Below are 19,582 nucleotides of genomic sequence, written 5' to 3' on the forward strand. Positions count from 1 at the left end.
GGATACGTATGAAAGCTATCCAGATCACCGAAACCGGCGGCCCGGACGTACTCGCGCTCGCCGACGTCCCCGCTCCCTCGCCCAACCCCGGCCAAGTTCTGGTGAAGGTGGCCTACGCGGGTGTCAATTACATCGACACCTATTACCGCGAGGGCATCTATCATTCTGAGCTGCCCTTCGTCCCGGGGCTGGAAGGCTGCGGCGAAGTCGTCGAGGACCCCGCCGGAGAGATCGCACCGGGCACCGTTGTCGCATGGGATTCCGCGCCCGGCTCGTACGCGGAATACGTCTGCGTGGAGCGCGGCCGCCTCGTCGCCGTGCCCGACTCCATCGAGCCCCGCGTCGCCGCGACAATGCTGCTTCAGGGCATCACCGCCCATTACCTGCTCTACGGAGTGCGCGACACGCAGCAGGGCGATTCACTCCTGATCACCGCAGGCGCCGGCGGCGTGGGCCTCCTGTTGACCCAGCTCGCGGCCGCGCAGGGGGCGACCGTCTTCTCCGTCGTCTCCACCGACGAGAAAGAGAAGCTCGCCTACGATGCCGGCGCCACTGAGGTGTTCCGCTACAGCGACGACCTCGCCGAGATGGTGCGCCGCCGCAACGGCGGCCGCGGAGTGGACGTGGTCTACGACGGCGTCGGCAAGGACACCTTCAACGAATCCCTCGAAGCCGTCCGCCCGCGGGGCCTGGTTTGCCTCTTCGGCGCCGCGTCCGGCCCCGTCGACCCGATCGATCCGCAAATTCTGAACACACACGGCTCCATCTTTCTAACGCGCCCGTCTATCGGCGCTTACACCGCCACCGACGACGAATTCCGCATGCGCGCCCAAGCCGTCGTCCGCGCAGTCGACGACGGCACGCTAAACCTTCGTGTGCAAGAGCCCTACGCTCTCGCCGACGCAGCGCAGGCGCACAAGGATCTGCAGGGGCGCAGGACGACGGGCTCGATCGTCCTCAGGGTCTCCGTCTAAGGCCGACTAAGCGGGACTGAGCGCGGGCTCGCTAACCGACGAGCCCGCCGCCCACGAGCTCACCCAGGGTCTGCAGCCCGAAGACCGCGTCAACGGACAACCCCAGGAACAGCGCTGCGAGGTAGTTGTTCGACAAAATGAACAGCTTCAGCGGTTTCACGTCGCCGCCGGCTTTCACACCGTTGTGCAGACGGGTTGCCATGATGAGGAACGCGGCGCCGGACAGCAACGCGACAGCGAAGTACACCCACGACGCAGCCGGCACGAGCAGCAGCGACGTGATCACGGTCAGCCAGGAGTAGAAGACGATCTGCCGGGTGGTGGCTTCCGGGGTGGCCACGACGGGCAGCATCGGGACCTCGGCGCGCTCGTAGTCGTCGCGGTATTTCATGGCCAGCGCCCAGGTGTGTGGCGGAGTCCAGAAGAAGATGATCATGAACAGCACGATCGCCTGCCACCACTGGTCCGGGCTTCCGTCAGTGACGTGGCCGCGGATCACAGCCCAGCCGACGAGCACGGGCATGCAGCCGGCCGCACCGCCCCAAATGACGTTCTGCCAGGTGCGGCGCTTGAGCCACTTGGTGTAAACGAAGATGTAGAACCAGTTCGTCAGCAGGATGAAAAACGCGGCGAGCCAGGAGCCGCACACCAGTCCGAGCCACAGGACGGACGCCACGAGCAGCACAATCGCGAAGATGCGGGCGCGTTCCTTGGTCACCGTGTGGCGCACGAGCGGGCGGGCGCGCGTGCGGCCCATCTTCTGGTCGATGTCGTAGTCGACGACCATATTGAAGGTATTCGCGGCGGCGGCACCCATCCAGCCGCCGAACAGCGTGGCCAAAATGAGCCACACATGCACTTCACCGCGGTCGGCCTGCAGCATCGCGGGGATGGCGGCGACCAGCAAAAGCTCGATGACCCGCGGCTTAGTCAGCGCGAAGTACGCCTTGACGGTCTCCAACACAACTCCTCATTCAGCGCGGTTTTTGGGCTGGGGACTAGTCGCAGCAAGGCGCGCAAAAGTTCCCGCGCTTATCGACGTCCCCCGCTTTCCTTCGTCCTTCGCATCCTAGTCCCGACAAACACCGGCATGAAATCCCGCGCCTTTTGTCCGTAACTGTTGTTCAATAACTGCTTATTAGTCGCCTGAACCGCCGCTTGGGCATCTCCGTCGCCGCCGTCCTTTCTTCCGGTGCCCTGCTTGCCGGACTAACATCCCGCACGATCGGCGGCGGCGGAGACAGCGACTCCGCCGTCACCTCCAGTTCGAACGGTTCGGGTGCCGCAGCCGAGACGACACCAGAAAAGAAAAGCGGCGACGGAGGCACGAACGACGCGAAGGAGGAGCAGAAGCTCGAGGAAGTCTCGGTGACCTTCCGCTCCGTGGGCGACATCCTCATCCACAACGAGGACTACTTCGACGCGGCGGCAGAGGCAGCCCAGGACGGCGGGCAGGACAGCGGCCAGGGCTACGACTTCGCCCCGATGTTCGCGCCGGTGAAGAAATACATGGAGAACGCGGACATCACCACCGCCAACATGGAGGTGCCCGTCGCCGGCCCCAAATTCGAGTTGTCGGGGTACCCGGCGTTCAACTCGCCGCCGGAGATCGTGGACGCACTCAAAGGTGCGGGCGTGGAAATCGTCAACAACGCCACCAACCACTCGATGGACAGGGGGACTGAGGGAGTTGAGGCGTCGACAAGCAATATGCGCGACCGCGGAATGCTGTACATGGGCAGCTTCGCCTCCCCGGAAGACCGTGTGACGCCGCGCGTCATCGAGCGCCACGGGCTGAAGGTGGGCTTCCTCGGGCGGGCATCCGCACGTGCTCGAGCCGTTCCAGCGCTACCCGGAAGACGAGCCGGGGCTCGGCGTCTGGTTCTCGCACGGCAATTTCCAGCACGGCCAGTACGACGAGCAGACGAAGCACGGCGGCATCGGCGAATACACCATCACCCGCCACGCCGACGGCGAGCTGTCGCTCGGGAAAATCCGCTTCATGCCCACCTACACCGTCGGCAAGCCGCAGACCCCCGAATACAAGGTCATCCCACTTGCCGACGCCGGCGCCCTCGGCTGGGTGGACGTCGACCGCGCACGCGCCGACATCACGTCGTTAATGAACACCTACACCGACGTCGAGGTCGTCGACTACCTCGACTGACCCGTCTCGGTCCCCGCCAGACGATTACCACTAGTGTGTAAAGAGTTAGTTAGCTCCGACACACTGGTAAGCGAGGACACCCTGTGACTACCTCTTCCGAGAACAACCCCGCCGCGTCGCTCCCCGACGAACTGCAGGCCATGACCGTGGCCCGCTACCCGGAGGACTGGACCGCAGAAGACACCCGCGCCGTGGACGCTGTCCGCGTCCTGGCTGCCGACGCAGTGGAGAACTGCGGTTCGGGCCACCCTGGCACCGCAATGTCGCTGGCCCCGCTGGCGTACACGCTCTATCAGCGCGTCATGCGCCACGACCCGGCTGACCCGCACTGGATCGGCCGCGACCGTTTCGTGCTGTCGAACGGCCATTCGTCGCTCACGCAGTACATCCAGCTCTACCTCGGCGGCTTCGGCCTCGAAATCGAAGACCTCAAGGCGCTGCGCACCTGGGGCTCAAAGACACCGGGCCACCCGGAGTACAACCACACCGCCGGCGTGGAGATCACCACGGGGCCGCTCGGCCAGGGCCTCGCCTCGGCCGTGGGCATGGCCATGGCCGCCCGCCGCGAGCGCGGCCTCTTCGACCCGGGCGCAGCTCCCGGCGAGTCGCCCTTCGACCACTTCATCTACGTCATCGCCGGCGACGGCGACCTGCAGGAGGGCGTGACCAGCGAGGCCAGCTCCCTTGCCGGCACTCAGCAGCTGGGCAACCTCATCGCCTTCTGGGACGACAACCGCATCTCCATCGAGGACGACACGCAGATCGCCTTGAACGAGGACGTGCTCGCCCGCTACGAGGCATACGGCTGGCAGACGCTCACCGTCGAGTCCGGCGAGGACGTCACCGCGATTCTCGAGGCCGTCGAGCAGGCGAAGGCGGAGACGGCGAAGCCGACGATGATCCGTGTCAAGACGGTCATCGGCTACCCCGCCCCGAACATGATGAACACGGGCGCGGTCCACGGCGCCGCCCTCGGCGCCGACGAGGTCGCCGCGGTCAAGGAAGTGCTCGGCTTCGACGCTTCCACAGCGTTCCCCGTCGAGGACACCATCATCGAGCACACACGCAAGCTCGTCGACCGCGGCGCCGACGCCCACAAGCAATGGCAAGAGCTTTTCGACGCCTGGGCTACCGCAAACCCCGACAACAAGGACCTCCTGGACCGCCTTTCCGCCCGCGAACTGCCGGCTGGCTGGGCCGACGAGCTGCCGACGTGGGAGCCGGACGAGAAGGGCATCGCCACCCGCAAAGCCTCCGAGGCATCCATCCAGGCTCTAGCGAAGACTCTGCCGGAACTGTGGGGCGGCTCGGCCGACCTGGCCGGCTCCAACAACACCCTGATCAAGGGCGAGGCATCGTTCGGCCCGGAGGCGATCTCCACCGACATGTTCACCGCGCACCCCTACGGCCGCAATCTGCACTTCGGCATCCGCGAGCACGGCATGGGCGCGATCATGAACGGCATCGCCCTGCACGGAAATACCCGCGTCTACGGCGGCACCTTCCTCATCTTCTCGGAGTACCTCTACCCCGCCATCCGCGTCGCAGCGCTGTCGGGCATCGACGGATACTACGTCTTCACCCACGACTCCATCGGCCTCGGCGAGGACGGTCCGACCCACCAGCCCGTCGAGACGCTCACGGCTCTGCGCGCCATCCCGGACCTCGCCGTGATCCGCCCGGCCGATGCCAACGAGACCGCCGCCGCTTGGAAGGCCGCCCTCGAAGCCGACCCGCAGCCGAAGGCACTCGCCCTGTCCCGCCAGAACCTCCCTGTGCTCGAAGGCACCAAGGAAAAGGCTCTCGACGGTGTCGCACGCGGCGCGTACATCCTCGTCGAAGCCTCCACCGGCACACCCGACGTCATCCTCATGGGCTCCGGCTCCGAGGTCCAGCTCGCAGTCGCGGCGGCGAAGGAACTCGAGGCGGACGGCATCGCCACCCGCGTGGTGTCTATGCCGTCGATGGACTGGTTCCTCCAGCAGGAGCGCTCCTACATCGACGAAATCATCCCGCGCGACGTCCTCGCACGCGTCTCCGTCGAAGCAGGCGTGGCCATGCCGTGGTTCCGCTTCACCGGCGACCAGGGCCGCAACGTCTCCCTCGAGCACTTCGGCGCGTCCGCGCCGGGCGCAGAGCTCTTCGAGCGCTTCGGCTTCACCACCGACGCGGTCGTCGCCGCCGCCCGAGAGTCCCTCGATTCCGTGCGCACCCGCACCGCCGATTCCGCCGCCGACCCAGAGCGTGGCCCGGTGCGCGGGGACGGGGTGTAGGGGCCTGCAGGGAAACGTCGATAAGCGAAAAGCGATAAAGGAGAAACCATGACTGCCATTGACCGCCTCGCCGAAGTTGGCACCTCCACCTGGCTCGACGACCTGTCGCGCGAACGCATCGTGTCCGGCAACCTCGCCGAGATCAAAGCCGCCAAATCCCTGGCCGGCGTGACCACGAACCCGGCGATCTTCGCCAAGGCGATGTCGTCCGGCACCGCCTACGACGAGCAGATCGCGGAGCTCAAAGCCGGCCAGATCGGCGTCGACGAGGCCGTCTACGCCATGAGCGTGAAAGACGTCCAGGACGCCTGCGACCTGTTCCGGGACGTCTTCGACTCCACCGGCGGCCAGGACGGGCGCGTGTCCATCGAGGTCGACCCGCGCCACGCCGACGACGAAGCAGCCACCGTCGCCCACGCGAAGGAGCTGTGGGCGCTCGTCGACCGCCCGAACGTGATGATCAAGATCCCCGCCACCGACGCGTCCCTGCCCGCCATCACGCAGGCGCTCGCCGAGGGCATCTCCGTCAACGTGACGCTCATCTTCTCCGTCGAGCGCTACCAGCAGGTCATCGACGCCTACAAGGCCGGTATCGAGCGGGCCGCCGCGAACGGGCACGATGTGTCGACGATCCACTCCGTCGCCTCCTTCTTCGTCTCCCGCATGGACACCGAGGTGGACAACCGTCTCGGCGCCATCGGCACCGACGAAGCCCGCGCGCTGAAGGGCAAGGCCGGCATTGCCAACGCCCGTCTGGCGTACCAGCTCTTCCTCGACTCCTTCGGCGACAACGCAGGCCTGCCGGAGGGCGCGAACAAGCAGCGCCCGCTGTGGGCCTCGACCGGCGTGAAGAACCCGGACTACCCCGCCGACATGTACGTCGTCGAGCTCGCCGGCCCGGACACCGTCAACACCATGCCCGAGCCGACCATCGACGCCGTGCTCAACGCCGACAACGTCCGCGGCGACACCCTCACCGGCACCGCCGACGAGGCGCGCGCGGTCTTCGAGCAGCTCGCCGCCGCAGGCATCGAGCTTGACGACGTCGTCGCCGTCCTCGAACGCGAAGGCGTCGATAAGTTCGTCGACGCGTGGCAGGAACTGCTCGACTCCATGCTCGAGAACCTGAAATAGCCAAATCCTTCGTCGCGGCCGCCCATTTAAGGTTTAATCTTCTTAATTGGATCAGCGGCCGCGGCGCCCTATGCGCGGCGCGTGACCGTCCCAGACCGTTTAGCCCACCAGACGAAAGGCCGACGCCTGTGTCGAACCCGGCACCCGAAGAATGGAAGAACCCCCTCCGCTCCCACGCTGACCGGCGGCTGCCGCGGATTGCCGGGCCGTCTGGCATGGTCATCTTCGGCGTGACCGGAGACCTGGCCAAGCGGAAATTGCTGCCGGCCATCTACGACCTCGCGTACCGCGGGCTTTTGCCCGCCGGCTTCACACTCGTCGGCTTCGGCCGCCGCCCCTGGTCGAAGGAAGAGTTTGAAAACTACGTCCGCGAACAGGTCGAGGTTGGAGCCCGCACCGACTTCGACGAGCACGTCTGGGCTCGGCTCGCCGAGGGCATGCACTTCGTCCAGGGCGCGTTCGACGACGACGAAGCCTTCGAGAGCATGGCCGAGCTGCTGCGCCACATGGACGCCACCCGCGGCACCGCCGGCAACTGGGCTTTCTACCTGTCCGTGCCGCCGGAATACTTTTCTAATGTGATCGACCAGCTCGACCGCACCGGCATGGCTCAGGCCGAGAACGGGCAGTGGCGGCGCGTGATCATCGAGAAGCCGTTCGGCCACAACCTCGCCACCGCCCGCGAGCTCAACGAGACCATCAACTCCGTCTTCCCCGAGCGCGCCGTCTTCCGCATCGACCACTACCTGGGTAAAGAAACCGTCCAGAACATCCTGGCCATGCGGTTCGCCAACCAGATGTTCGAGCCGCTCTGGAACGCCCAGTTCGTCGACCACGTCCAAATCACCATGGCCGAGGACATCGGGCTCGGCGGCCGCGCCGGCTACTACGACGGCATCGGCGCCGCACGCGACGTCATCCAGAATCACCTGCTGCAGCTACTCGCCCTGGTGGCCATGGATGAGCCGGTCTCTTTCTCCCCCCGCCAGCTGCGCTACGAAAAGCTCAAGATCCTGCGCGCCACCAAGCCCATCGGGCCGTTCGAAGAGACCACTGCCCGCGGCCAGTACACCGCCGGCTGGCAGGGCTCGGAGCAGGTCGTCGGCCTGCGCGAAGAGGACGGCTTCGACCCCGAGTCCAGCACCGAGACCTACGCCGCGTGCACCCTCGGCGTGAACTCCCGCCGCTGGGCCGGCGTCCCGTTCTATCTGCGCACCGGCAAGCGCCTGGGCCGCCGCGTCACCGAGATCGCGCTCGTGTTCAAAAAGGCGCCACACGAGGCATTCGGTCCCGGATTGACCAGCCAGCTGGGCGCCAACACGCTCGTCATCCGCGTCCAGCCCGACGAAGGCATCCTGCTCCGCTTCGGCTCCAAGGTCCCCGGCTCCACGATGGAAGTCCGCGACGTCAACATGGACTTCTCCTACACCGAAGCATTCACGGAGGAATCTCCGGAAGCCTACGAGCGCCTCATCCTCGACGCGCTTCTCGACGAAACCGGCCTCTTCCCCACCGCCGCCGAAGTCGAGCGCAGCTGGGAGATCCTCGACCCCATCCTCGATTACTGGGCCGCCACCGGCCGCCCCGACGAATACGCCGCCGGCACCTGGGGCCCCACCTCCGCCGACGAAATGATGGCCGCCCACGGACGCACCTGGCGGCGCCCCTAGCGCCCGCAGGACAACGCAGGAACCGCAGGAACCGCAGGAAAAGAGTCTCAGATGATCATCACCATGTCAGACACCTCCACCCGGGAGATCTCCAAACTGCTGCTGGACACCCAGGAGAACTACTCGCTGGCCACCGGACGCGTGCTCACCCTCATTGTGGTCGCCGACATCCACGACGACGTGGAGTCCATCCTCGACCACGTCCGCACCGCCTCCCACGAGCACCCCTCGCGCGTGCTCATGATCATCACAGGCAACCCCGACGGCGACAGCGTCCTCGACGCCCAAGCGATCCTCGCGGACGACGCAGGAGCGTCCGAGATCATCGTGATGGATTTGCACGGGGAGTTGGTGAACAATATCGCGTCCGTCGTCACGCCTCTTTTGCTTCCGGACACCCCGATCGTCGCCTGGTGGCCGTCGACCGCCCCCGCGCGCCCCGCCGAGCATCCGCTCGGGCAGCTCGCGCACCGCCGCATCACCAACGCCCGCGAAAACGTCGACGGCAACCGGCTGGCGCGCCTCGCCAACGGCTACTGCCCCGGCGACTCCGACATGCTGTGGTCCCGCATCACGCACTGGCGCGGCGTCGTCGCCTCCGCGCTCGACCGCTACCCGCACGAACCCGTGACATCCGTCGAGATCGACGGACCTGCTGACGACCCGAGCGTCGACATCGCCGCCGCCTGGCTGTCCTCGTGCCTCAACGCGCCCGTCAACCGCATCTGCAGCGATACGACCGCAGGCGAACCCTCCCGTCTCTTCCCCGTCCGCCGCCTCACCCTCGAACGCAACTCCGGGCCCGTGTCCGTGAGCGTCAAGGACGACAAGACCATCCGCGTTCGTGTGCCGGGGCTGCCCGATTCGTTCGTCGCCATGAGCACGCGCAGCGACGCCGATTGCCTTTCCGAGGAACTCCGCCACCTCGACCCCGACTGGGCGTACTCGCAGGCGCTGCGGTCCCTGTCGGACGTCACTTTTGTCTAGAGTCGTAAGACAAGCAGTTTTTGAAGGAGCGATAGCAATGATCACCGTCGAGAACGTCCCCAATCTCGATGTGCTTATCGACGAAGCCTCCACCCGCTTCGTCGATACCGTCACCGAGATTCTCGCCTCCGACACCGGCGGCGTCCACGGGGACGGAGTCGCGCGAGTAGTCTTCACCGGCGGCGGCGCAGGCATCAAGCTTCTCTCCCGCCTCGTGCGCGCAAAGAACCTCGACTGGTCCCGCATCCACGTCTTCTTCGGCGACGAGCGCAACGTCCCCGTCTACGACCCGGACTCCAATGAGGGCCAGGCACGCTACGCGCTGCTGAACCACGTCAACATCCCCGAAGCAAATATCCACGGCTACCGTCCCGGCAACCTGCCGCTCGACGATACTGCGGCGAACTACTCCAACGCCATCCAGCAGCACGCCCCGCGCGGTTTTGACCTGCACCTCCTCGGCATGGGCCCCGACGGGCACATCAACTCCCTGTTCCCCTCTTCCGCGGCACTAAGCGAGGAAGAGAAACTCGTCGTCGGCGTCACCGACTCCCCGAAGCCGCCCGCTGAGCGCATCACCTTGACGCTGCCCGCAGTCGCCCGCGCCAAGGAAGTCTGGCTGCTCGTTTCCGGCTCCGAAAAGGCCGAGGCAATCAGCCACCTCGTCGACGGCGAGCCTTCCGATGAATGGCCCGTCACCCGCGTGCCCGCTCTCGCTGAGACCACGCTCTTCGTCACCGAGGACGCCTTCTCCCCGGCTCAGTAGCGCCCCGCAGCGCGCGGACACCACCTGGGTTCCCAACTCCCCGTGGACCGGCGACGTCGACTATGACTCTGTTGGCGGAGACACCGGCGAAGCCGCGAAACAAATTGGGCCCGCGGTGCCCTCCCAATTATTCCGTGCCCAGCGACGCCGGAATCCGCGTCACCCGTGGACCGTCAACGACGACGCCGCCATGCGGTAACAGATCGAAGCGGGTGTCGACGGAATCAGCACCGACTACCCGACACCTCTGAAGACGATCCTCGTGTCAGCGCTCTTTGAAAAGTAGCCCAAAACGCTCCCCGAAAAGTAGCCCATCCGAAAAAGATTGGATGGGTGATTTCTTTGGAGCAATGGGCACAGATCCGATACCTGCGTGGGCAGGGTTTATCGATACGCAAGATTGCCAACGAGGTTGGCTGCGCGAAGAAGACTGTCGAGCGGGCACTCGCTTCGGATTCGCCTCCGAAATACCCGACGCGTCGGGTTAAGACCACAAGTTTTGATGCCTTCGAACCACAAGTACGCGCGTTGCTGGCTGAAACTCCACGTCTTAACGCAAAAGTCATCGGACAGCGCGTTGGGTGGACCGGGTCAGAATCGTGGCTGCGCAAAAACATTGCCCGGATCCGACCCGAGTATCTTCCCGCAGACCCCGTGGATACGCTCACCCATCTTCCCGGGCGTGAAATCCAGTGCGACCTGACTTTTGCCGCTGGCGGGCTGCCCGATGCAAACGGTGTGCCCCGGCCATTCCCGGTGCTGGTGATGGCGGCATCGCATTCCCGATTCGCCGCGGCTTGTCTGCTACCAACCCGTCGCACCGACGACCTGATAGCCGGGATGTGGCAGCTCATCGAGCGCGACTTCAAAGCCGTGCCCGACCGGCTGGTATGGGACCGGGAAGCCGGCATCGGTAAGGCCCGCCTGTGTGAGCCAGTCGCTGCGTTCGCCGGTGCAATCGGCACCAAGATCGTCCAGGCCCCGCCGAGAGATCCGGAATCGAAAGGCATCGTTGAACGCACCAACGGCTATATGAAGCGCTCCTTTTTCCCAGGCCGGCGCTTCAGCAACCCGCAGGATGTGCAAGACCAGCTCGATGAATGGTTTAGCACCGTGGCCAACACCCGCACCCATGCCACGTTGAAAACCCGCCCGATCGATCTGTTTCGCATCGACCAACAGTCCATGCGTCCACTTCCGCCGTATGCCCCAACGATCGGGATCCGTCCTGCGGTACGCCTGCCACGCAACTACTACATCACCGTCGACACCAACCAATACAGCGTCGACCCCGCCTTCATCGACAGGCTTGTGACCGTGCGCACCTGTCTAGAAGAAATCACTGTCACAGGACCATCCGGCGAAATCGCTGCCTGCCACCGGCGTTACTGGGGCAAACACCACGTCATCACCGACCCTGCCCACCGACACGCCGCACGACGCATGCGACAGCTAATCACCGGACCCCAACGACACAACCACACACCAGACAACGACGTAGAGGTAGCCGACTTAGCCATCTACGACTCAATCGCCTAGCGCCCCAAAGAAGATTGGATTCGACTATGCCCCACACGCACGCCCACGACACCCAAGCAACGATTGCGCACCTGTCACAGACGCTGAAAGCCCCACGTATCAACACCGTTTACGCCACCATTGCTGAACAAGCACGCGCAGAATCGTATACCTACGAGGAATACCTCGCCGCGGTACTTTCAGTAGAAGCCACCGCACGCGCTGAATCCGGAGCGCGCCAACGCGTTAAACGAGCCGGTTTTCCAGCAGTCAAAACCATCGCCGATTTCGACTTCGGCGCCCAACCCGGCATCGACCGCGCCGACATCGCCCGACTAGAAACCGGTGCCTGGGTCGCAACCGCTGAAAACGTCGTCCTTCTAGGCCCACCAGGCACCGGAAAAACACACCTAGCTACAGCCCTAGGCATAACCGCTGCTCAGCAAGGCTACCGAGTACTGTTCGACACCGCCGCAGGGTGGATCAACACACTCACCGAGGCACATAACACCGGACGACTCGAATCCGTACTCAAACGCCTAAGCGGATACCACCTGCTCATCATCGACGAACTCGGATACATCCCCGTTGAGGCAGATGCCGCAAACCTGTTCTTCCAACTCGTCTCACGCCGATACGAACACGGATCCATCATCGTCACATCCAACCTGGCTTTTTCCCAATGGGCCCAATGCTTCGGAGACGTCACCGTCGCAACTGCCATGGTCGACCGCATCGTCCACCACGCAAAAATCTTCCAACACCGAGGAGTAAGCCACCGCATCAAAGGCCGCGAACTCACAACACCACAAACAAATCAGGCACAATAACTACGACCACACTGGGCTACTTTTCAAAGAGCGCCAGTGGGCTACATTTCGAAGAGCACTCACACCTCGACGAGCAGTCTGTTGATTACTCCCGCTAAGTTCGGGCACCGAAGCGGCCGTTGTACAGCGTGATTTCTGCAAATTTGCGCGCCGAAGTGGCCGTTAGGCATGTTTAGCCCTCGGCCTGGTGGTGTGGTCAGGTTCCGAACTAGCTTCCGAACAACAGGTGCATGGCACCGTATTGGTGGGTGGTGTTCGGGACTGGTGTTCCGCGCGGGGAGACCCATGTCGGGGTGCCGTTGCGCATGTGTATTCGACCCCGGTGGTTGCGGTGGGGGTCGTCGTCGTTGGTGCGGTTGTGGTACCTGCACAACACCGACAGGTTGTCCATGTTGGTCGGCCCGCCACGCGCCCACGGTGTGATGTGGTGGACCTCGCAATTATCAGCCGCGTGCCGGCAATCCGGCACCGGACAGGTCGTGAGCGTCGCCCGGGCCAGGTCGCGTTGCTTGGCGTTGGCGAACCGTTTCGCGTGGTACAGGTTCACCGGACCCGCCTGCGGGTGGAACAACGCCACCTCCAAATCCCTCGAGTAATAGTGAGTCAGATACTCCGCACCAGTCATCGTGGTGCCGTCCGACAACCCCAGGATCGTCTCATCGCCGTTACCGGAAACGATCCTGATGTGCTCTGCCAACGGGACCTGGATCAACGGACGCGGCACAGCCTCCGCAACACCGGCACCGCCGCGCAGCAACTCCGCGAACGCTTCGTACATCTGCGGGCCCTCGGGCCGATCAGGGTCGAGCTTTCTCCGCAGGGCGTGTTCCAGGTCGGCGATGACACGTTCTTCACCGGTGGCGATGACCGTCCGTTTGCCTTTCCGCGTCCGGCCAAACCGGACCGTGGACTCTGGGGCGGGTTTATCCGGGTCGGGGATGATGTCTTTGGCGCGGCGCTGCAGCGTCTTGTAGTCGCCGCGCACCGACAACAACGCCAGGCGGAGTTTCCATGTCTCCCGGTCGGAAGACACAGCGCGCACTTGCTGCTCAATGAACAGGATCTGATCCAGAGACTTCCCCGTCTGCCTAGCAACGGTGACAGCGTTGACTTGCTGGCGTGAAAAGCGGGTCGCACCGAAGTAGACCTCGTGGGCCTTTTCCCACTCGACATACGAGGTGGGCTTGACGCCGGCAGCACGAGCAGCCTGACGGTCGAAACCAGCCAGGATATCCATCGGGCTACCAAGTGATCCAAGAAACGCGTCAAAATCTCTCATGCCCCACACGCTAAACAGAACAACAACCCCGAAAAAGAAGCCCCTAAAAATCTGTGGATAACCCGCCCACAAACAGACTTATCCACAGGGGAGCAGCAGGGAGGGTTGCGGGAGGCGTCGATAAGCATACAAAAACGCCCACCGCGCGGAGCAGGTGAGCGTTTCGGGGCCGTGGGGCGGAAGGCTACAGGCCGTACGCCTGAATCAGATTGAGGCCGATAATGCAGACGATCCAGATGATCGCCACGGCCACGGTGTAGCGGTCGAGGTTCTTCTCCACGACGGTGGAACCGGAGAGGTTCGCCTGGACGCCGCCGCCGAAGAGGCTGGAAAGGCCGCCACCTTTGCCCTTGTGCAGCAGAACGAAGACCGTCATCAGCAAGGATGCGATAACCAGGATGATCTGCAGTGCGAGGGTCATGTGACGATGCCTCCATATCGAGTACGGGCGGTTAACCGTTCACATGTTACATGAACGGGGAAGCTTCCCCAGCATCGGCGTGCCGGGGAAGCTTCGAGGATGGCGGTGTTTAGGCGCGGGCGGCGTCGCCTGCGGCGGCGGCGAGCTTGGCGAAGTCGTTGCCGTCGAGGGAGGCTCCGCCGACGAGTCCGCCGTCGACATCGGGCTGGCCGATGATGTCGGCAATAGTGTCGGCCTTCACAGAGCCGCCGTAGAGGATGCGGATGGAGGAGGCGACGGTGTCGTCGGCAAGCTCGGCGATGAGGCCGCGGATTGCGGAGCAGATCTCCTGCGCGTCCTCGGCGGAGGCGCTCTTGCCGGTGCCGATGGCCCACACAGGCTCGTAGGCGATCACGGTCCTGGACAGTTCCTCGGTGGACAGGCCGGCGAGCGACTCGCGCGTTTGCTTGACGACGAAGTCCACCTGCTCCCCCGCTTCGCGCACATCCAAGGGCTCACCGACGCAGACGATCGGACTGATGCCGTTGTCGAGCGCGGCCTTGGCCTTGGCGGCGACGAGCTCGTTGGACTCGTTGTGGTAGTCGCGGCGCTCGGAGTGGCCGACGACAACCCAGGTGCAGTCGAGCTTGGCCAGCATCGCGGCGGAAATCTCACCGGTGTAGGCGCCAGACTCGTGGGCGGAAACGTCCTGGGCACCGTAGGTGATCTTCAGTTTGTCGCCTTGAACCAGGGTCTGCAGGGAGCGGAGATCGGTGAAGGGGACGGTGAGGGCGACGTCGACGTCCTCGTAGTAGTCGTCCGGCAGCGCGAATGCGAGGCGCTGCGCCTGGGAGATGGCCTCGAGGTGGTCGTGATTCATCTTCCAGTTGCCGGCAATGAGTGGTGTGCGTGCCATTGTTTGAGGCTCCTTTCGCTTTAGTTCTGTTCCAGGACTGTGACGCCTGGGAGTTCCTTGCCTTCGACGAGCTCGAGGGACGCGCCGCCGCCGGTGGAGATGTGGGAGAAGCCGTCCTCGTCGAGGCCGAGGGTGCGCACGGACGCGGCGGAATCGCCGCCGCCGACGACGGTGAAGGAGCCGTTGTTCGCGGTGGCGTCGATCATGGCCTGTGCGACGGTGCAGGTGCCGTCAGCGAAGTTGGACTTCTCGAACACACCCATCGGGCCGTTCCAGAACACGGTCTTGGAGTCGGCGATGATCTCGGCGTACTTCTTGGCGGTCTCCGGGCCGATGTCGAGAGACATCCAGCCTTCGGGGACGCCGTCGAGGTCGACGACCTTGCGCTCGGCGTCGTTGTCGAACTCCGAAGCTGCGACAAGGTCGACGGGCAGGACAATCTTGTCGCCGTACTTCTCGATCAACTCCTTGCAGGTGTCCACCATCTCCTCCTGCAGCAGGGAGTCCTGGGTGTTGTGTCCCTGGGCGGTGAGGAACGTGTAGCACATGCCGCCGCCGATGATGACCTTGTCGGCCTTCTCAGCCAGGGCCTCGATGACGCCGAGCTTGTCGGAGACCTTGGAGCCGCCGAGGACGACAACGTACGGGGAGGTCGGGTTGTCCTTGACGGAGGCGAGCTTTTCCACCTCGTCCTGGACCAAGTAGCCGGCGTAAGCGGGCAAGCGCTTGGCCACGTCGTAGACGGAAGCTTGCGCACGGTGGACCACGCCGAAGCCGTCGGAGACGAATGCGCCGTTATCGGCGGCGAGGGCGACGAGCTCGTCGGCGAAGGTGCCGCGTTCGGATTCGTCCTTGGAGGTCTCGCGGGCATCGAAACGCACGTTCTCGACGAGCAGGACATCGCCCTCGGACAGGCCGTTGGCGCGCTCGTGTGCGTCTTCGCCGGTGACATCGGAAGCCAGGGCAACGTACTGGCCGAGCTTCTCGGATAGGGCCTCTGCCACGGGCTTCAAGGAATACTTCGGGTTCACTTCACCTTTGGGGCGGCCGAGGTGGGCGGTGAGGATGACCTTGGCGCCGCCGTCGATAAGCGCCTTGATTGTGCGCAGCGAGGCGTCGATGCGGCCCGCGTCCGTGATGTTGCCGTCGTCGTCGAGCGGGACGTTGAAATCGGAGCGGACGAGCACGTGGCGTCCGTCGACGCCCTCCTTGAGCAGTTCGTCGATGGAACGTACAGCCATGATTTTTTACTCCTTGGAATCAGGGTGAAACGAGCAAAGCCCGGACAGGGTGCAAGATTGCACTCTACCCGGGCATCGCGTGTGTCAGTGGTGGTTTAGAGGTTGTCCGCGACGTGCTTGGTCATGCGGATGTACTGGGACGTGTACGAGTATTCGTTGTCGTACCAGGAGATGATCTTCACCAGGTTGCCGTCGATGACGCGGGTCATACCAGCGTCGAAGATCGCGCCGTGGGAGTTGCCGATGATGTCGGAGGACACAATCGGATCCTCGGTGTACTCGAGTGCGCGGCCGAACTCGGAGTCCTGGACAGCGTTCTTCACTGCCTCGTTGACCTCTTCGACGGTGACGTCCTTGCCCACGGTGACGGTGAGGTCCGTCGCGGAACCGGTGATGGTGGGCACGCGCATTGCGAAGCCGTCGAGCTTGCCCTCGAGCTCCGGCAGGACGAGGGCAACGGCCTTAGCGGCACCGGTCGTCGTCGGAACGATGTTCTGGGCGGCGGCGCGGGCGCGGCGCAGGTCCTTGTGCGGAGCGTCCTGGATGCGCTGGTCGCCGGTGTAAGCGTGGATCGTGGTCATCAGGCCGCGCTCAATGCCGAACGCGTCGTTGAGGACCTTTGCCACCGGAGCCAGGGAGTTGGTGGTGCAGGATGCCGCGGAGATGATGTTCGCGTCGTTGGTGTAGTCGGTGTGGTTGACTCCCCACACGTAGGTGCCGTCAACGTTCTTGCCCGGGGCGGAGATGATGACCTTCTTGGCGCCGGCGTCGATGTGGGCCTTCGCCTTCTCGCCGTCGGTGAAGATGCCGGTGCACTCGAGCACGATGTCCACGTCGGCGTCACCCCACGCGAGGTTGGCCGGGTCCTTCTCCGCCGTGACCTCGATGCGCTTGCCGTCGACGGTGATGGAGTCGTCGTCGTAGGACACCTCGCGGCCGAGCTGGCCGTAAGCGGTGTCGTACTTGGTCAGGTGCGCCAGGGTCGCGTTGTCGGTGAGATCGTTGATCTTCACGACCTCAAGGTCGTTTGCGTACTGGTCGAGAATGATGCGGAACGCGGAGCGGCCGATGCGGCCGAAGCCATTGATGCCAATGCGAGTGGTCATGTGTGAGTGCTCCTTCGGAGTATGGGTTCCTTGGATTAGACCGTTTTCCGGGTCATTGTCAACCCGTGGTCTTCGCCTCCCAGTGTAGACAAAACCGGACGTCACTGCAGTAAGTTTCCGCGAACGCCCGGTTCCGGCACTATCATCCCGCGTGTACTGCGACGATGCGTCGACTGTTTGCATTCACGCCGATGAACCGTCGCAGAGGCTCCCCCTCCGCCGCAAATGTTTCAGACACATTCGGAACCACCCGGAAGAATACGGGCCACCCCCGGTCACTCCTCGTCGACCGCGGCGTGCGTATCGGGAATACCGAGTTCTTCGGCGCGCTTGTCGGCGAGCGAGAGCAGACGGCGGATGCGGCCGGCGACCGCGTCCTTGGTCATCTGGGGGTCGGAGACTCGGCCGAGTTCCTCGAGGGAGGCATGGCGGTGCTTGACGCGGAGGTATCCAGCGTCGGCGAGGTGCTCGGGCACGTCGTCGCCGAGGATACTCATGGCGCGTTCGACTCGTGCGGCAGCGGCTGCCGCGGCTTGGGCGGAGCGGCGCTGGTTGGCGTCGTCGAAGTTGGCGTGGTGGCTGGCGCTGGTGCGCTCGTTGCGGATCTTGCGCTTTTCGTCCCATTCGAGGCGGGTGCGTGGTGCGCCGATGCGGGAGAGCAGAATGCCGATGGCGTCACCGTCGCGGATGAAGACGCGCTCGACACCGCGGGTCTCCTTGGTCTTGGCGGGCACGGAAAGACGGCGTGCAAGACCGACGAGGGCGAGCGCGGTTTCTTGGCGAGGGCAGAGCACTTCGAGGTTCGATGTGCGGCCGGGTTCGGTGAGAGCGCCGCGGGCGAGGAACGCCCCGCGCCACGCACCTTCGACTTCGGCGGTGGTGCCGGAAATAATGGTGCGCGGCAGACCCACGACCGGGTGGCCGGAGGCGGTGACGAGTTTGAAGCGACGGATGACGTCGCGGGCACCGTCGGTCACGGTCACCTCGTAGCGGGTGTCGCGCGAATTGCTGCCCGGGGCGATGGAATCCACGTCGACTGTGACTTCGCAGACATCCCGGATCGTGGCTGCGAGGTGCTCGGCGACGGCGAGTTCAGTGAAATCAGCTCGGATTTCAAGGCCGCGAAGCCCATGGGTGAATTCCCCCGCCACGCGGAGCATCGCGGTCGCTTCGGCGATGCGGGCGTCCGCCCCAGACGGGGTGACCGCCAACAATTCGTCTTTGACTTTCGCTGTCAACGCCACGTGAGAGTTCTCCCTTTCCCTGGTGCCAGCAACGCTTCGTGGATGAGCCGGTAGCTTTGCGCCAGTCTAGTTTCCCTCGAGAGCGTCTGTGATGGCAGCTGCTAGTTTCTCCGGATCGTGCCTGTTCATGGGTTCGCCGTTGCCGTCGATCTCGCGGAGATCGGCGAAGACCATGCGTGCGCCTGCTTGCTCGGCGGTGCGGGTCAGGTAGGTGCGCTCCCCCTCGGTATAGTCGGTTCCGTCGTCGACGAGGAACATGTCCACGTTCAGTCCGGGAGCGTGCTGGTTGAAAACGTGGATGTGGCGCTCGGTGGTGAATCCCGGGGTCTCCCCCGCCTCGGGCGAGAGATTCAAGATGACTACGACGGGAGCTTTCGTCTCGTTGAGGGCCGCGACAATATCCGGGATGAGCAGGTGCGGCAGGACCGAGGAGAACCAGGAACCGGGGCCGATGGTGACGATATCGGCGTTCAGGATGGCCTCGACGGCCGCAGGGTTCGCGGCTGGCTTCGCCGGGTGCAGGCGCACGCGGCGAACGGATCCGGGGGTGGTTGCGACGGCGACCTGGCCGCGGACGGAGCGGAGGACGCGAGGATCGTCGTCAAGCCCGGCGACTTCGGCTTCGATGTCGAGTGGTTCGAGCGCCACAGGAAGAACGCGCCCTTTGGCGTTGCACCACTGTGCGACCGTGTCGAGCGCCTGCTGGATGTCACCGCTCATTTCGGTGAGCCCGGCAATGATGAGGTTGCCGACGGCATGGCCGGCCATGGCTCCGTTGCCGCCGAAGCGGTGCTGGAGGGCCTCGCGGCGCAGGCTGCCGTCGTCGTTTTCGGGGGTGAGCGCAGCCATGGCCATGCGGAGGTCGCCGGGCGGGATGACGGCGAGCTCGCGGCGCAGGCGGCCAGAGGATCCACCGTCGTCGGCGACGGTGACTACGGCGTGAACGCGGCTCGTTTCAGGCGATTTGCCGTCGCCGTCTTGAGCGCCGGTCATTCGTTTCGCGGCGAGCAGGGTCTGGTGGAGGCCGTGACCGCCGCCGAGACTGGTGATGCGCAACTGGGACATTTTCACGCTTCT

The 19,582-nt window shown here is 64.4% G+C and carries 17 protein-coding genes and 1 pseudogene; 10 read left to right on the top strand and 8 right to left on the bottom strand.

The genetic code is table 11. The annotated features are described in order from the left end of the window. Window positions 1-8 precede the first annotated feature (8 nt). On the top strand, window positions 9-974 hold the full coding sequence (locus tag CAPP_RS06190) for a quinone oxidoreductase family protein (RefSeq protein ID WP_076598593.1): 966 nt from the start codon (window positions 9-11) through the stop codon (window positions 972-974). A 31-nt stretch (window positions 975-1,005) separates the two neighbouring features. Here the strand turns inward: CAPP_RS06190 and CAPP_RS06195 are convergent, their stop codons facing one another. Next, window positions 1,006-1,935: a heme o synthase gene (locus tag CAPP_RS06195; protein WP_076598651.1), complete on the bottom strand. Its 930-nt coding sequence runs from the start codon at window positions 1,933-1,935 to the stop codon at window positions 1,006-1,008. A 422-nt stretch (window positions 1,936-2,357) separates the two neighbouring features. Here CAPP_RS06195 and CAPP_RS11240 point away from each other — a divergent pair. The 9 genes and pseudogenes from CAPP_RS11240 to istB all read left to right on the top strand — a co-directional run. Further along, a pseudogene (locus CAPP_RS11240) lies at window positions 2,358-2,738 on the top strand (CapA family protein); the annotation flags it as partial. 64 nt (window positions 2,739-2,802) lie between these two features. Beyond that, window positions 2,803-3,141, top strand: coding sequence for a hypothetical protein (locus tag CAPP_RS06205; RefSeq protein WP_234958719.1), 339 nt, complete (start codon window positions 2,803-2,805; stop codon window positions 3,139-3,141). Window positions 3,142-3,281: 140 nt separating this feature from the next. Continuing rightward, entirely contained in the window at window positions 3,282-5,414 is a 2,133-nt protein-coding gene (gene tkt, locus CAPP_RS06210) for a transketolase (protein ID WP_076598652.1), read from the top strand. 48 nt (window positions 5,415-5,462) lie between these two features. Beyond that, complete coding sequence (tal, locus tag CAPP_RS06215; protein WP_076598595.1) at window positions 5,463-6,548, top strand: transaldolase; 1,086 nt, start codon at window positions 5,463-5,465, stop codon at window positions 6,546-6,548. A gap of 128 nt (window positions 6,549-6,676) precedes the next feature. Beyond that, a complete protein-coding gene (gene zwf / locus CAPP_RS06220; RefSeq protein ID WP_076598596.1) occupies window positions 6,677-8,218 on the top strand; it encodes a glucose-6-phosphate dehydrogenase in 1,542 nt (513 codons plus the stop codon). Window positions 8,219-8,269: 51 nt separating this feature from the next. After that, a complete protein-coding gene (locus CAPP_RS06225; RefSeq protein WP_076598597.1) occupies window positions 8,270-9,205 on the top strand; it encodes a glucose-6-phosphate dehydrogenase assembly protein OpcA in 936 nt (311 codons plus the stop codon). Window positions 9,206-9,242: 37 nt separating this feature from the next. Next, window positions 9,243-9,971: a 6-phosphogluconolactonase gene (gene pgl / locus CAPP_RS06230; protein WP_076598598.1), complete on the top strand. Its 729-nt coding sequence runs from the start codon at window positions 9,243-9,245 to the stop codon at window positions 9,969-9,971. Window positions 9,972-10,304: 333 nt separating this feature from the next. Then, window positions 10,305-11,510 carry an IS21 family transposase gene (gene istA, locus CAPP_RS06235; protein ID WP_290172685.1) on the top strand — a complete coding sequence of 402 codons (1,206 nt, stop codon included), beginning with the start codon at window positions 10,305-10,307 and terminating at the stop codon, window positions 11,508-11,510. A 26-nt stretch (window positions 11,511-11,536) separates the two neighbouring features. Beyond that, window positions 11,537-12,319, top strand: coding sequence for an IS21-like element helper ATPase IstB (gene istB, locus CAPP_RS06240; protein WP_290172690.1), 783 nt, complete (start codon window positions 11,537-11,539; stop codon window positions 12,317-12,319). A gap of 208 nt (window positions 12,320-12,527) precedes the next feature. Here the strand turns inward: istB and CAPP_RS06245 are convergent, their stop codons facing one another. From CAPP_RS06245 to CAPP_RS06275, 7 genes are all read right to left on the bottom strand, one after another. Then, window positions 12,528-13,598: an HNH endonuclease signature motif containing protein gene (locus CAPP_RS06245; RefSeq protein ID WP_076599447.1), complete on the bottom strand. Its 1,071-nt coding sequence runs from the start codon at window positions 13,596-13,598 to the stop codon at window positions 12,528-12,530. A gap of 184 nt (window positions 13,599-13,782) precedes the next feature. Beyond that, window positions 13,783-14,019 (bottom strand): preprotein translocase subunit SecG, encoded by a 237-nt coding sequence (gene secG / locus CAPP_RS06250; RefSeq protein WP_076599434.1) that lies wholly within the window; start codon window positions 14,017-14,019, stop codon window positions 13,783-13,785. Window positions 14,020-14,128: 109 nt separating this feature from the next. Then, window positions 14,129-14,914 carry a triose-phosphate isomerase gene (gene tpiA / locus CAPP_RS06255; protein ID WP_076599433.1) on the bottom strand — a complete coding sequence of 262 codons (786 nt, stop codon included), beginning with the start codon at window positions 14,912-14,914 and terminating at the stop codon, window positions 14,129-14,131. Window positions 14,915-14,934: 20 nt separating this feature from the next. Next, window positions 14,935-16,155, bottom strand: coding sequence for a phosphoglycerate kinase (locus CAPP_RS06260; protein ID WP_076599432.1), 1,221 nt, complete (start codon window positions 16,153-16,155; stop codon window positions 14,935-14,937). Window positions 16,156-16,250: 95 nt separating this feature from the next. Continuing rightward, window positions 16,251-17,261, bottom strand: a complete 1,011-nt coding sequence (gene gap / locus CAPP_RS06265) for a type I glyceraldehyde-3-phosphate dehydrogenase (protein ID WP_076599431.1) — start codon at window positions 17,259-17,261, stop codon at window positions 16,251-16,253. Between the two features lie 275 nt (window positions 17,262-17,536). Then, on the bottom strand, window positions 17,537-18,505 hold the full coding sequence (gene whiA, locus CAPP_RS06270; RefSeq protein WP_076599430.1) for a DNA-binding protein WhiA: 969 nt from the start codon (window positions 18,503-18,505) through the stop codon (window positions 17,537-17,539). 66 nt (window positions 18,506-18,571) lie between these two features. Continuing rightward, on the bottom strand, window positions 18,572-19,570 hold the full coding sequence (locus CAPP_RS06275; RefSeq protein WP_076599429.1) for a gluconeogenesis factor YvcK family protein: 999 nt from the start codon (window positions 19,568-19,570) through the stop codon (window positions 18,572-18,574). Window positions 19,571-19,582 lie beyond the last annotated feature (12 nt).

Source organism: Corynebacterium appendicis CIP 107643 (genome assembly GCF_030408415.1).
Classification (GTDB): Bacteria; Actinomycetota; Actinomycetes; order Mycobacteriales; family Mycobacteriaceae; genus Corynebacterium; species Corynebacterium appendicis.